The sequence below is a fragment of the Leptospira saintgironsiae genome, assembly GCF_002811765.1.
Taxonomy (GTDB): domain Bacteria; phylum Spirochaetota; class Leptospiria; order Leptospirales; family Leptospiraceae; genus Leptospira_B; species Leptospira_B saintgironsiae.
Genome location: NZ_NPDR01000003.1, coordinates 257,272 through 270,136, shown reverse-complemented (window position 1 = coordinate 270,136; position 12,865 = coordinate 257,272). Strand labels below are relative to the sequence as shown.

General features: G+C 38.8%; 11 protein-coding genes. 7 read left to right on the top strand and 4 right to left on the bottom strand.

The window, feature by feature from the left end:
• Positions 1-4: 4 nt before the first annotated feature.
• Together CH362_RS08770 and CH362_RS08765 are read right to left on the bottom strand one after the other, a co-directional pair.
• Positions 5-760 carry a diacylglycerol/polyprenol kinase family protein gene (locus CH362_RS08770; protein WP_100709985.1) on the bottom strand — a complete coding sequence of 252 codons (756 nt, stop codon included), beginning with the start codon at positions 758-760 and terminating at the stop codon, positions 5-7.
• A 37-nt stretch (positions 761-797) separates the two neighbouring features.
• Positions 798-1,148 (bottom strand): STAS domain-containing protein, encoded by a 351-nt coding sequence (locus tag CH362_RS08765; RefSeq protein ID WP_100709984.1) that lies wholly within the window; start codon positions 1,146-1,148, stop codon positions 798-800.
• Between the two features lie 45 nt (positions 1,149-1,193).
• On the opposite strand from CH362_RS08765, the gene CH362_RS08760 reads away from it, so the two are divergent.
• The 4 genes from CH362_RS08760 (at position 1,194) to CH362_RS08745 (ending at position 4,552) form a co-directional block, all read left to right on the top strand.
• Positions 1,194-1,898, top strand: coding sequence for a hypothetical protein (locus CH362_RS08760; protein WP_100709983.1), 705 nt, complete (start codon positions 1,194-1,196; stop codon positions 1,896-1,898).
• Between the two features lie 18 nt (positions 1,899-1,916).
• Positions 1,917-2,264: a hypothetical protein gene (locus tag CH362_RS08755; protein WP_100709982.1), complete on the top strand. Its 348-nt coding sequence runs from the start codon at positions 1,917-1,919 to the stop codon at positions 2,262-2,264.
• A 40-nt stretch (positions 2,265-2,304) separates the two neighbouring features.
• A complete protein-coding gene (locus CH362_RS08750) occupies positions 2,305-3,840 on the top strand; it encodes an LIC12015 family putative lipoprotein (protein ID WP_100709981.1) in 1,536 nt (511 codons plus the stop codon).
• A gap of 304 nt (positions 3,841-4,144) precedes the next feature.
• Positions 4,145-4,552, top strand: a complete 408-nt coding sequence (locus CH362_RS08745; protein ID WP_010515694.1) for a helix-turn-helix domain-containing protein — start codon at positions 4,145-4,147, stop codon at positions 4,550-4,552.
• Positions 4,553-4,667: 115 nt separating this feature from the next.
• On the opposite strand, the gene clpB is transcribed toward CH362_RS08745, so the two are convergent.
• Positions 4,668-7,235, bottom strand: coding sequence for an ATP-dependent chaperone ClpB (gene clpB / locus CH362_RS08740; protein ID WP_100709980.1), 2,568 nt, complete (start codon positions 7,233-7,235; stop codon positions 4,668-4,670).
• Between the two features lie 182 nt (positions 7,236-7,417).
• Here clpB and CH362_RS08735 point away from each other — a divergent pair, with 182 nt between their 5' ends.
• Genes CH362_RS08735 through CH362_RS08725 form a run of 3 tightly spaced genes read left to right on the top strand, consistent with a single transcriptional unit; the run spans position 7,418 to position 12,089 of the window.
• Positions 7,418-9,226, top strand: a complete 1,809-nt coding sequence (locus CH362_RS08735) for a sodium-dependent transporter (protein WP_100709979.1) — start codon at positions 7,418-7,420, stop codon at positions 9,224-9,226.
• A 5-nt stretch (positions 9,227-9,231) separates the two neighbouring features.
• Entirely contained in the window at positions 9,232-11,229 is a 1,998-nt protein-coding gene (locus CH362_RS08730; protein WP_100710243.1) for an ATP-dependent DNA helicase, read from the top strand.
• Positions 11,226-12,089, top strand: coding sequence for a hypothetical protein (locus CH362_RS08725; RefSeq protein WP_100709978.1), 864 nt, complete (start codon positions 11,226-11,228; stop codon positions 12,087-12,089). The genes CH362_RS08730 and CH362_RS08725 overlap by 4 nt, the downstream gene beginning before the upstream one ends.
• Here the strand turns inward: CH362_RS08725 and CH362_RS08720 are convergent.
• Positions 12,058-12,852 carry a hypothetical protein gene (locus CH362_RS08720; protein WP_100709977.1) on the bottom strand — a complete coding sequence of 265 codons (795 nt, stop codon included), beginning with the start codon at positions 12,850-12,852 and terminating at the stop codon, positions 12,058-12,060. The two genes, CH362_RS08725 and CH362_RS08720, sit on opposite strands and share 32 nt — an antisense overlap.
• Positions 12,853-12,865 lie beyond the last annotated feature (13 nt).

Genomic DNA, 12,865 nt, shown 5'->3' with positions numbered 1-12,865 from the left:
TTTCTTAATATGTTTCGAAAATCTGGGCTGGATTCAAAAAGATCTGGCCTATACTTAAATCTAAAGTAAAATACGCAAACACTCCCAAGACAACAGCAGATACAACAGGTATCAAAAGATTATCGTCTACAATCCCATTCCAATAAGTTCCGCTGTATAATTCAGTAACAGCAGCTGCGATCACCGCAGGCAGGACTAAGATCACATTCTGCCAAAATTCTCCGGAAGAAAATTGGTAGATCCCAAGTTCTCTCGAACCAGATTGAACTACATAAATAAACCAAAGTCCTACGATTGTAGAAGATAGAATGAATGCTAAAATTCCTTCTTTAGATTTACCATTTGAGAATCTATTCTTCCCAAAATGAGTTCCCACCCAAGCGGCCATTGGATCTCCTATCACTAAGAATAATAGGGAAAGAATTGCGATATCAGGTGGGAAGAAAAATACAACGAACGTGATAGAAAGAAAATAAGGGAATGTCCCGTTAATCCTATACTTCTCTTCTTCTTTTAATAAAGGTCCGGCTAACTTTACAAATACAGTTTGAACTACTGGAATATGAAACCTTGCCCATTCCAATAATACCAAAAGACCAAGACATAGAATTAGTAAAACTGTGATAATTGCACGGGTTGCATACACTAACAAAAATTGTCCGTGAAATGTATCGAAATAATAAAAAGCAGGAATGATCAGACCAAGTAAATGCCAGGCCTTTCTAAAATAATTGAAGGAGGAAGTTTTTTCAGATTTCATTTTCTATTTCCGAGATTCCATCTTAGATCTGAGAATATCATCGTTTGGAAGCCATCTTTAAAGCGGCCTCTTCGTCGTTCGCGATTAGGAAAAATCCACTTAAACCGGCCATCTTAAAAACATTGATTACGGCTTTGGAGATATTTACAAGGACGAGTTTGTTCTTACTGGAAAAACTGGATTGGCTGACTTCCTTTAAGGCCTGGACCCCAGTGGAGGATACCAAATGTACGTCTTCCATATCCATGATGACCGGTCCCTGGCGAACTGCCAAGGAAAGCGCATCCTTAAATTTTTTCTCCGTAAAGGAGTTGATAGAACCCTGCAATTTCAGAACTTGAACGCTGTCTATCTTTTCCGTAGAGATGATAATCTCGTTCAGGATCATATCGGTTCGATTCGTCAGAATACCGGAATTTCATAATAGATACAAATGGTTTTTCTATTCTTCACCTCAGCTTATCTCTTTTTCAAAACCTATGGATTTCCATTCTCCGGGTCCTTGGTGCTTTGTCTTACAATCGCATTTTCCCAGTTCCATTCTTCTAAAACGCTTAGACCCAATCTCAATTTCTTAATATTTCCAACTTCTATATGCGTAGTTTCCTTTTGGGATGGAACTGCTGCAGAATCCATTTTAGATTTAGTCTCCTTGAGTCTTGCGGGTATGATCTCCTCAGGTGGATTTTCTTTTTTAGGAAGTCGTTCTCCAGCGTTTAGAGAAACTTTAGGTGTCTTAATATTGGCAGGTTCTTGTATCCTTTCTTTTTCCAGAAGGGAACTTTCTCCATTTCTAATCCCGGCACTTTCCTTATTTCTAATTTTATCCATTCCGAAACAGGTTCGTATTATTATTCTAGGACTTTGTGTTTTACTTACAGGAGTTTGGATCTTATATGAACCGGCTCATCCTGGTTTAGAACCTTCCCTATTCAAATCAGTACTGTTATTTTTAGGAATGTTTTGGGTCATTTGGAAGGGAAAGAAGGATCATCTTAGCGGCCTCTTATTTTCCACCTTCTTCTTTCTTATATGTCTATCCAAACCGGGAGAAGAGTTGATGATCCTCACCTGCGGACTCTTTTTTTCCTACTTGCAAGAAGCAGCATGGGGCCTAGACTCAGGAACTGAAGTTTAAAGTTCCAGGTCTTATTCCATGAAAATTAAAGTGGCACATCTTTTACGCAAAACGGAAGAAATAGAAAGGGACCTGACCGAACTAGGCAAGATCAAGGATAGAATTGCAGCAGACCGGGATTATTCCGAATCTTTAAAAGTATCTATTGGAGCGGAGATGTATAAACTCTCTTCTCAAAAACAAGAGATGCTTTCTATGAAGACAAAGGAAACCCCAGCTGATTGGAATTCTTCCGGCAATCCTTCAGGCGCTAGGGCAGCCGAAGGACTTTACCAAGACAACGAAAAACGACTAACTCGCGAAATATCCGTTGAAATCCAAGGTAAGAAGCAGCAACCTGCCCGAAAGACCATCCATAAATACTAGTCTTTTCGAAATCCGAAAAGAACAGGTTATATAAAACAACATGAACAAAAAAATAATCGTACTCTCCCTCCTGGCGGCATTACTCTTTCAGTGTAATTCGGACTCGGATGTATTAGCATCTTTCAAAGGTGGCACTGTTACCAGAAAAGAACTCAGGAACTTCTACCAATTAAATACAGGCGGACGCAAGCCAGAGCCAAATCATCCTACGAAAGAAGAACAAACTCAACTTCTGGAAACCTTAGGTCTTTTCAAATTGATCTCTTTGTACAATACAGAAAAGAAACTTGTATCCGAAGATGAATTAGCAGTTTTTCTAAAATACTCCAAACCACAGATGGCAGCTTCTTTCCTGCAAAGAAATTTAGCGGAGAAGTTGGAGCAAGTTGGTAAATTAAAATTTGCTTTTGTTCGAGTAATCGCAGTTTTCTCTTTTGATCCTAAAGAAGAAGAAGTTACTAGACAGAGAGCTCAGAGTATTTTTGAAGGAATTCAAAAACTTTCCTCTAAAAAAGAAATTATCCAATACGTACAAGATCATACTGATCAACCGGCTTACAAAGCTGTTGGCGGATTATTAGAACCACAATGTTTAAATTGCGGAAATGATCCTAACCTAACTTTTTACAAAGAAGCTGCTGAAAATGAAGGAAAATGGATCTTAAAAGAGATCGATGACCAACTTCCTCCAGGAGCAGATCCAAAGGCTCCTAGAAAGAAAAAATTCCTGATCTTAAGAGTAGAAAGAGTAGAAACAATCTATGCTTCCAGAGTTGGAAAATTTTTCTCAAAAGAATTCGGAAAACTAAAAAGTCTCGCTAAAAAATATATTGAGACTCCAGACATTTCAGACCAGATCAAAGCAGAAGTAAAACGTAATTATCTAGATCTAAAAGTAGATGATATCGCTCCTCGTTACGAAGACTTCATGAAAAAAAGATTCTTGTTCAGCGCAGTTAGCGAGCAAGAAGAACAATTGGTGAAAAATGCTGGTTTCGAAAAAGCAAACATCACTCAAGATAATCTGAACACTTTTACTCATGATTCTGTTCTATTAACCAATACCAAAACAGGCGAAACTGTTAAGTTCAAAGATGTTTTAAATGAATTGGAACAACTGGCTAAACAAAGCGGTCTTGATTCTTCTAAACTAGACGATAAGGCGAATGTGCTCCAATTTTTCAGACAACAATTTGTTTGGTATAAGATAGCGGACCATTCTCAAGAATTAAAAGATGCTTTAGAATCTAAGGATTTCCAAGATATGTTCAATGTAATGAAACTTTACATTGTGCAACCTTTGGTATTCAAAAGAGAACTTCCAAGTGATGTAACTGTTTCAGAAGCAGAAATGAGAGAGCAGTACGAAGCTGCCAAAATGTTCTCTTATGCTAAATCAAATCCGAATAACCCTCAAGACAGAACTCCTATGCCTTATGGAGAAGTTAGAGAGAGAATTAAAGAAGATTTGATCCGAGCTAAAAAACAAAACTTCGTTAGAGAGCTTACTCAAAAACTTAAAACAGATTACCAATTCATTCTGGACTCAAGTAGATTGAAAGAAGGTAAGATCTGATCGTATACTCTAAGTTATAGATAGCTTAGATATCCCTTAAACCAGTAGTCCGAAGAGGTTATTGACCTTTATACTTCGGGCTACTGACCGTGTTCTACAATTCATTATAAGTCTAACGCCTTTTTTTATAGAATATGAGTTCAAATGCTTGATTCTTATTCTTATCTCTCTTACTATTAGCCGACTTTGGAAAAAATTTCTATACTTAAGTGCCTGTTGAGCATGATGGAAATTTATTCTTGAGGCAAAGTAAGGTCGTTTTATAACGGTTAAAAAGGGGAAAAGAATGAACAACCACATCTATATGCTCCGTAAAAAACGGGGAATCAAGCAATATGATATGGCAAGGGCTCTGGGTGTATCCCCTAGCTACCTTTCCAAAATTGAAACCGGAAGCCAAGCTCCTACTGAAAAATTCAGACAGGCTTGCGCTAAATATTTGAAAACGACATTAGATAAACTGTTCAATGAAAGTCCGGTAGAAGAGGTTTATCCTGAATTCAGCCAAGGACTTACCAATAAACTCTGGGCAAAACGCAGAGAATTGGGAATCAAACAATATGATATGGCTAAAAAATTAAAGGTCTCAACTCCTTTCCTTTCTAAAGTGGAGTTAGGATTATTAGAGCCGCCTGAAGATTTCAAGAGCATGGCTTCTAAAGTTTTAAAAATGAAAAAAGAGGAATTATTTCTACATAAAGTAGAATTCTAAATCGAACACGGGAGGTCAAACTCCCGTAAGCAATACTGCACATTCTTTTCCCTTACTATGTGCTGCGCTTAGTGAAACCCCAGGTTATGATAACCCGGGGTTTTTTATTTTCAGCCTACTTCACAGACACTAAACCGCCAGAATAATCCAAGACAATACTCTGCCCTTCGTTGAATTCACCCTTCAGTATAAGATTACTGAGAGCATTTCCAATTTCTCTTTGGATTAGTCTTTTCAAAGGTCTTGCCCCATATTCAGGATCAAAACCAACCTGCACTATATGTTTTTTCAATGCAGGTGTAAAACTCACTGAAAGTCCATTCTCTGCTGCCTTTTTAGCCATGATCTGTAATTGAAGTTCAGCGATCTTAGCGATCATTGACTCATCCACAGACTTGAATAGGATCACTTCATCCAAGCGGTTTAAGAACTCAGGTTTGAAATGTTTTTTCAACCTTTGGTCCACCATTCTTTCTTTTTCTTCTTCTGAATATTCTGTAGAACTAAGAACATCCGAGCCTAGATTAGAAGTGAGAATGATGACTGTATTCTTAAAGTCTATATTCCTTCCTTTAGAGTCAGTCAACCTACCCTCATCCAAAATCTGTAGGAAGATATTGAACACTTCAGGGTGAGCCTTCTCCACCTCGTCGAATAAGATCACGGAATAAGGCCTACGTCTTACTGCTTCCGTTAATTGCCCGCCTTCGTCATGACCTATATAACCTGGAGGAGCTCCTATCAATCTGGATACAGAATGAGCTTCCATATATTCGCTCATATCTATACGAAGCATTGCATTCACATCATCAAATAAGAACTCAGACAATGCTTTTGCAGTTTCAGTCTTACCAACACCTGTAGGTCCCAAGAATAGAAATGTACCGATAGGACGATTTGGATCTGCAATCCCTGCTCTGGATCTTCGGATCGCTTCAGACAATAATTCCAAAGCATGGTCCTGACCGATCACTTTAATCTTAAGTGAATCTTCCATTTTGAGAAGTTTGACCTTCTCTCCTTGGAGCATTTTAGATACAGGGATCCCAGTCCAACGAGAGACTATATTTGCAATATCTTCCTCATCTACTTCTTCTTTTAGAAGTCTTCCTGAGCCTGAGATCTTTTTGAGTTCCGCGTTTGCTTTTTCCATTTCTTTGGAAAGTTCTATTAATTTTCCATAACGAATTTCTGCGACTCTATTGATCTCCCCCCTTCTTTCTGCTTCCGCTTCGAGGACCTTGTATTTATCTGTTTCCTCTTTGATTTCCTTGATTTTGGAAATTTTAGATTTTTCCAGATCCCAACGAGCTTTTAAATTCCTGAATAGTTCTTCTTGCTCGGAAAGTTCTTTTCCAATATTCTCAACTCTTTGTTTAGAAGCTGGATCGGTTTCTCTTTTAAGAGCTTCTTTTTCGATCTTTAAAGATTGGATCTTTTTACTCAGCTTATCCAATTCTTCCGGCATAGAATCCATTTCTATTCTCATCTTGGAACTTGCTTCGTCTATTAGATCCACTGCCTTATCCGGAAGGAAACGATCCGCTATATAACGATTCGATAAACTAGCTGCAGCTACAATCGCAGAATCTAATATTTTAATTCCATGATGCAATTCGTATCTATCTTTTAAACCGCGGAGAATAGTAACTGTTTCTTCTACGCTTGGTTCTTTTACATAAACAGGCTGGAACCTTCTTTCTAAGGCTGCATCCTTTTCAATATACTTTTGGTATTCCTTTAGGGTCGTCGCACCTATACAACGAAGTTCTCCACGTGCAAGCATAGGTTTCAGCATATTAGAAGCATCCATTGCTCCTTCTTGTGCACCTGCTCCCACAAGTGTATGGATCTCATCTATGAATAGTATGATATTTCCATCGCTATGTTTTACTTCGTCGAGGGTAGCTTTTAGTCTTTCTTCAAATTCTCCTCGATACTTTGCACCAGCGATCATTGCGCCTAAATCCAATGCATAGATGGTCTTAGTTTTAATTCCCTCTGGAACTTCTCCTTGGATGATCTTACCTGCTAGTCCTTCTACAATTGCAGTTTTACCAACACCTGGTTCCCCGATCAGGACTGGGTTATTCTTGGTCCTGCGAGAAAGTACTTGGATGGTCCTTCTAATCTCCTCGTCCCTTCCAATTACCGGGTCTAATTTCCCTAGTTTAGCCAGCTCATTTAGATTTTTTGCATATTTTTTCAAGGCATCTGCCTTGTTTTCCGGAGTATCATCCATGATGGGTTGTCCTTTTCTAAGTTCTAATACTGCTTTTAATAATTTGGGATAATCGAGTCCTAATCGATTGAATTCTTGGCGAAGGGAAGAAGTACCATTCTGCAAAAATCCCAAGAGAACATGATCTGTAGAAAGATATTCATCCTTCAGCTCCGCTCGTATCTTGTCGGAAGATTGTAAGAGTGAGATAGATGCTCTGGAGAACCCCTTCTCCGAGTGACCTTCTACCCTTGGAAGTTTGTTGATCGCTTCTTCTGTCTTGCGTCGGAACTCGGACAGATTCAAACCCAGTTTGGAAAACAAAGGAGGTGCAAACCCATCTCCTTGGCCTAGGATTTGAGCAATGATATGTTCCTCTTGTATCTCAGGGTTCTTATCGTAAGAGCTTTGAGCGCCTGAAAGTGCTTCATTCAATTTTAATGTGATCTTATCTAGTTTCATTTTTGTCCGAATCCATTCTGTATTCGAGTTGGTACTTAGACTGGTCTGGTAGCAATATTTCTATAAATTTCTGCCAGAAAGTCATATGAGATTTTAACTCCATTATGTCCCGTTTTTTTCCATTCCTAAATCCGAATTCGTTTTGACAAGGAGGACTATTTTACTGGGATTAAGTTCATCACATGTCTAAAGAACCGCCCAAGGAAAGTTGGAAATCCCGTACTGGACTCATATTAACCGTTGCCTCTGGAGCGATCGGACTCGGAAATTTCCTCCGATTTCCGGGACAGGCTGTGCAGAACGGAGGAGGAGCATTTCTTCTCCCCTATATCATCAGTTTTATCCTGGTTGGAATTCCTGTCTGTATCACCGAATGGGTGATGGGAAGAATGGGTGGCGAACAAGGTCATAGCTTTCCGAATCTTTTCCGTGCCTATCTTTCCGGTGTTCCTCTTAGACTGCTTGGAGCGATTGGTGTTACAATTCCTCTAATGATTTATGTTTACTATGTTTTTGTGGAGGCCTGGTGCCTTGCTTACGCTTTCGATTTTGTAACAGGTAGTATCAGCTTAAATTCCGGGAATGGGGATCTGAATTCTCTTATCCAAAATTCTTCCAATCACTTCCATACATTGGTGGGCGCAAAGGAAAATGGAAGTGCAGTACAAGGTAAAATTTTTTACGCCACACTCGCCTGCTTCCTAATGAACTTTATTTTAGTATATAGAGGGATTGCAAAAGGTCTGGAAGTATTCGCTAAGATCGCAGTTCCTTCTATGTTAATCTGTTCAGTCATCGTTCTTGTTCGAGTATTAACTTTAGATAATATAGAACTCGGGCTTGCAAAAATGTGGAATCCGGACTGGTCTGCATTGGGAGAAGCTAAGGTTTGGATCTCTGCAGCAGGTCAGATCTTCTTTACTTTGTCCGCCGGTTTCGGGATCGCCTTGGTATTTTCCAGTTATCTAAAAAAAGAAAATGATGTAATCTTATCTTCTGTTTCCGCAGCTTCTTTAAATGAATTTGTAGAAGTTGCATTTGGTGGAATGATCACTATCCCAGTTGCATTTTTGTTTTTAGGAGTTTCAGCTACTTCTTTTGGAACTTTTGGAATGGGATTTATCGCACTTCCTTCTGTGTTTGCGTTAATGCCAGGAGGATCATTCTTCGGAGCCATCTGGTATTTTGTATTATTCTTAGCGGCACTCACCTCTTCCGTAACAATGTTACAGCCTGTGATCGTATTTCTGGAAGAAGCGTTTCATATCAGAAGAAGGACTTCCAGTTTTATACTTTTCATTTTCACATTCGGACTTTCTTTCCCAATTTTGTATTTTAACAAAAACTTCAATGCACTCGACCAAGCAGATTTCTGGGTAGGAACAGTTCTTATCTATATTTTAGCAACATTGCAGATCGTAATTTTCGGTTGGGTGATCGGAGCTAAAAAGGGTTTGGAAGAAGGTCATAAGGGTGCACAGGCTCATCTTCCAAAATTTTTCTGGTGGGTGATCCAATATATTACACCTGCATTTTTGCTGATCGTATTCGGAATGTTTCTCTACCAAAACCTTGGATCTTATATCAATAAGATGGATGTGGATTGGATGATCGCAAATGCGGCAGCCGGAACAGATCCTGAAGAAGCAAAATTCCAAGCATTGATCTCTCGTTATGTATTCCTGGCAATTATCGTAGTGTTTGGACTCGTATACCTACTCGTTCATCTCAGCCTAAAGGGCAAAGAGGAAGCAAAAGATAAATCCACGAACAAAGTGCTACCAATCTTTTTAGGAAGTTTTATACTGATTTTGGCATTCTTTATGAATATTTTTCCTTACAAAGAAACCGCTTCTATCAAGAAAGCATTCGGGTCAGTTTCTCCTGAATTGACCTTGGATGGAGCACTTATCATGTGGATTTCTTTAGGTTTGGTAACCCTTCTATCCTTATATTGTGTGATCAAACTTTTCCGAACCAGGGAAGCGTGAGTGTTTTGAGTAGAGTAGAAGAACAATTCAAAAAACTTTCCAAACTCTGGCCCGATTTCGAATCCAGATCCGGTCAAATCCAAATGGCAAATAGTGTAGAACAAGCATTTGCTAGCTCAGAACATCTGATCGTAGAAGCAGGAACTGGTGTTGGAAAATCCTTAGCCTATCTAATCCCTGCAGCAATCAGCGCGTTAGAAGGAGAAGAGATTGTAGTCATCTCTACCGAAACGAAAGCACTCCAAGACCAGCTCATAAGAAAAGATATTCCCCTTGTTTCCCAAATTTTAGGACAAGAAGTGAAAGCTGAAATTGCGATGGGAGCTTCTAATTACGTCTGCAAAAGAAAATTAGGAAATGTTCTTACGCAAGGAACCTTCGGTCCTGAGATGATGGAACATTTAAATTCTTTTAAGGATTGGGTTTCTAATTCAGAATCAGGAAGAAGGCAAGAATATGATGGATATGCATCTCCTGATTTTTGGTCCAAGGTAACAAGAGAAGCAGATTCTTGTTTAGGAAGAAGTTGTCCTAACTTCTCGCATTCTTTTTATTTTTTAGAAAGAGCTAAATGGCAAAAATCAAATTTACTGATCGTAAACCATTCTTTACTCGCAGCTCATATAGCATCCGATTTTAATATTCTTCCGGATTTCAAAAAGATAGTAGTAGATGAGGCCCATAATTTCCCTGAAGTTTTAGGAAACGCATTCAGAATAGAATTATCTTCTTTAGAGATCCAAAAACTATTACAAGGCATTTGGAATTCCCAGAAAAAATCAGGCTTGGGCGCAAGACTAAATTCTCCTAAGATCAATGATCTGACAAACCATGCAGGAGAAAAACTTTTCCTTTGTTTTAATAAGGTAGTAGGAGAACTTCCTCTGAACTTTTACGGCTCTCAAAGAATTCGTAGGCCATTAAAAATGGACGGTGGAGAATTAGAAGCTGCATTAGATTCTTTGCAAGAAGCACTTCTTATAGAATTGAAAAAATATTCTAAAGATAGTGATGAGATAGAAGAAAAAGAGATTGCGATGGAGCTAGAAATGTCTTCAGGACGTATAGGTCAAATCGCGGAAGGTTTACATCTTTTTCGCACGATGGATGAGGGAGAAAGAGTATATTGGGCAGATCCCCCGAATACAAAAACAAAAGAGATGTTCCCTAAACTTCTGACCCAACCTTTAAAATCCGAAACAATCCTACGAGAAGTTTTAGAACCCAGAACTGAAAGTATGGTATTTACTTCTGCTACACTTTCTACCAATAAAGGTGATCTAAGTTATTTTGCAGATCGAATCGGAAGATTACCTTCCCGTTCTAAACTTGTGGCTTCTCCTTTTCCTTATGAGAAAAATGCACTTTTATTTTTACCTAAAGACATCAAGGATGCGACCGAATCTGCTGAAAGAAATGCAGCTGACCTTTCTCGTTATATCTTAAAACTCATCGAACTTACCAAAGGAGGAGCATTCGTTTTATTCACTTCAAACAAATCTTTGAATGAAATTATAGAAACGATCAGACCTCTTACCGATCTACCTATCATTTCTCAATTGGAGATGGGACCAGAAGCAGCCAAAAATAGGTTTTTAGCCGAAAAGGATGCCGTTCTTTTTGGTGTATCTTCCTTTTGGCAGGGAGTAGATATCAGAGGTGATAAACTCAGATCTGTGATCCTAACAAAACTTCCTTTCCAACCTCCAAATGATCCAGTTCTCGAGGCAAGAAGTGAGAAATTAAAAGAGAAAGGTGGAAATCCTTTCAAGGATCTACAACTTCCTTACGCTACCACTGTGCTCAAACAAGGTTTTGGAAGATTGATCCGTTCTGAAAAAGATACTGGAATTGTAAGTTTATTAGATTCTCGTATCTGGACCAAGTCTTATGGAACGGATCTGATCAATTCCCTTCCCCCTGCAAAGAGAGTCACTGAATGGAACCAATTAAAATTAGAATATTCTAAACTTCCTAATTACTCTTCCGGAGAAGCGGTATGAAACTTAAAACCCTTGTATTCTTTTTGATCTCCGGAATTTCTCTTTTTGCTTGGGAGTCAAAAGACAAGACAGAAACGATCGTAAATTGGAGAACAGGAGAGATTAGTAAAACCGTAGAAGTCAAACTTCCTAAAATCTCATTTCATCCGGACGATCCAGATTATAATAAGATCGGAACCGCAAAAAATATTACAGAAGCCAGAAACATCGCCAAAGAAACCGCGAAAGAAGAGATTAAGAAATACTTATATAGAAGTATGGAAAATCTAAAATTAGATTCCAATCTTCTACTCCGTGAAAAAATAGCGCAAGATGAATCCTTTCGAGAAATTTTCCAAGAGATTTATGAAAAGGAACCGATCGAGATCCATAACCAATTCAAAGGAAATCATTTAGTAGCTACTGGAATTCTTTCCTTAAAAGGAAAAAAGGGGATCCTTTCTCATATCACTCTGCCCTATTCTTCCGAAAATTTTCCAGAAGCTCATCCAGTTCATAATCCTGCAGATTCTTATACAGGGCTGATCGTGGACGCAAGACACTTAGAAGTTGTGCCTGCTTTATTCTCAGAGATAAGAGATGAAGATGGAGTTGCGATCTATACCCCACTCTTCGTTAAAAAAAGTTCGATAGTGAATTACGGATATATTCGTTATTTTTCTAAAGTGCAAGACGCAATGAAGGAAGAAGTTGCAGGTTATAAACCTCTTTTGACTACAGCCTTAGGTGTTTCGGGAAAATTAGGAGCGGATCTTGTTATCTCTAATGAGGATGCGGAGAAGGTCTTGGCCTCCCCTAAATCCAGGGAGGCTCTTTTGAAAGGAAGGGTTATCGTGATTCTAGGGAAACGAGAGAAGTAAATACTTCTTCTGCCTTTTTATAAGACTCAGAGAATAAATACGCGTATCCCAAATCTAAGAGTTCATTTCTAGAAAGTTCTTTTTTCCGAGCTTCGTATTTAGAGATATTTTTGATCCTATCCGAATACTCAATCACCTTATCTTCGAAAGAAGGGATCTCGCCTGCACCTGGAAGTTTTTCCAGGATATTGCAAGCTTCTTCGAATTTTCCTATATGAACAAAACATAATCCTAAAGCAGCCAGAACATCTCTGTCTTCTTTTAGGCTTTCAGAATTTTCTTTGAATACTTTTAGAGCTTCTTCGAATTTTCTTAAATGATATAGGGAGAAAAATTCCAGCTTGGAAAAATATCCGTCAGTCCAAAGAGCCTTGTATCTTTGGATAAGATCCGCGCATGCTTTGTGGGCCCCCACTTCTTCACATGCTTTGATACCTGTAGTTAAAATTGAATAAGATACCAGACTAGAGGATGCCTTGAAATATTCGTGAAATAATACTGCGGCCTCTTTTGCATTCCCTTTGGCTTTATGCAAGTAAGCGCCGAGCAATGGTGTTAGGACCGTTTTTCCTTCTAAAGGAAAATTATTGGCAGTATTCGTTTTCGTTTCGAATTCGCAAACCGCTCTCAAATGATTTAAGAAAACGTTTTTCGGATTCTTCTCCGCTAGTTTAGATACTTCCTCGTAAGCTCCTGTCTCAAAGAGTTCCCAAGCGGACTCTTCCAAAGAAAGCTGTGTGGAAAGGGCTGAACTTTTAGCCATACGATACCTCTAT

Excerpts from the sequence above, each read along its gene's own strand:
- CH362_RS08770 (WP_100709985.1), bottom strand. The coding sequence starts at position 760 with ATGAAATCTGAAAAAACTTCCTCCTTCAATTATTTTAGAAAGGCCTGG.
- CH362_RS08765 (WP_100709984.1), bottom strand. The coding sequence starts at position 1,148 with ATGATCCTGAACGAGATTATCATCTCTACGGAAAAGATAGACAGCGTT.
- CH362_RS08760 (WP_100709983.1), top strand. The coding sequence starts at position 1,194 with ATGGTTTTTCTATTCTTCACCTCAGCTTATCTCTTTTTCAAAACCTAT.
- CH362_RS08755 (WP_100709982.1), top strand. The coding sequence starts at position 1,917 with ATGAAAATTAAAGTGGCACATCTTTTACGCAAAACGGAAGAAATAGAA.
- CH362_RS08750 (WP_100709981.1), top strand. The coding sequence starts at position 2,305 with ATGAACAAAAAAATAATCGTACTCTCCCTCCTGGCGGCATTACTCTTT.
- CH362_RS08745 (WP_010515694.1), top strand. The coding sequence starts at position 4,145 with ATGCTCCGTAAAAAACGGGGAATCAAGCAATATGATATGGCAAGGGCT.
- clpB (WP_100709980.1), bottom strand. The coding sequence starts at position 7,235 with ATGAAACTAGATAAGATCACATTAAAATTGAATGAAGCACTTTCAGGC.
- CH362_RS08735 (WP_100709979.1), top strand. The coding sequence starts at position 7,418 with ATGTCTAAAGAACCGCCCAAGGAAAGTTGGAAATCCCGTACTGGACTC.
- CH362_RS08725 (WP_100709978.1), top strand. The coding sequence starts at position 11,226 with ATGAAACTTAAAACCCTTGTATTCTTTTTGATCTCCGGAATTTCTCTT.
- CH362_RS08720 (WP_100709977.1), bottom strand. The coding sequence starts at position 12,852 with ATGGCTAAAAGTTCAGCCCTTTCCACACAGCTTTCTTTGGAAGAGTCC.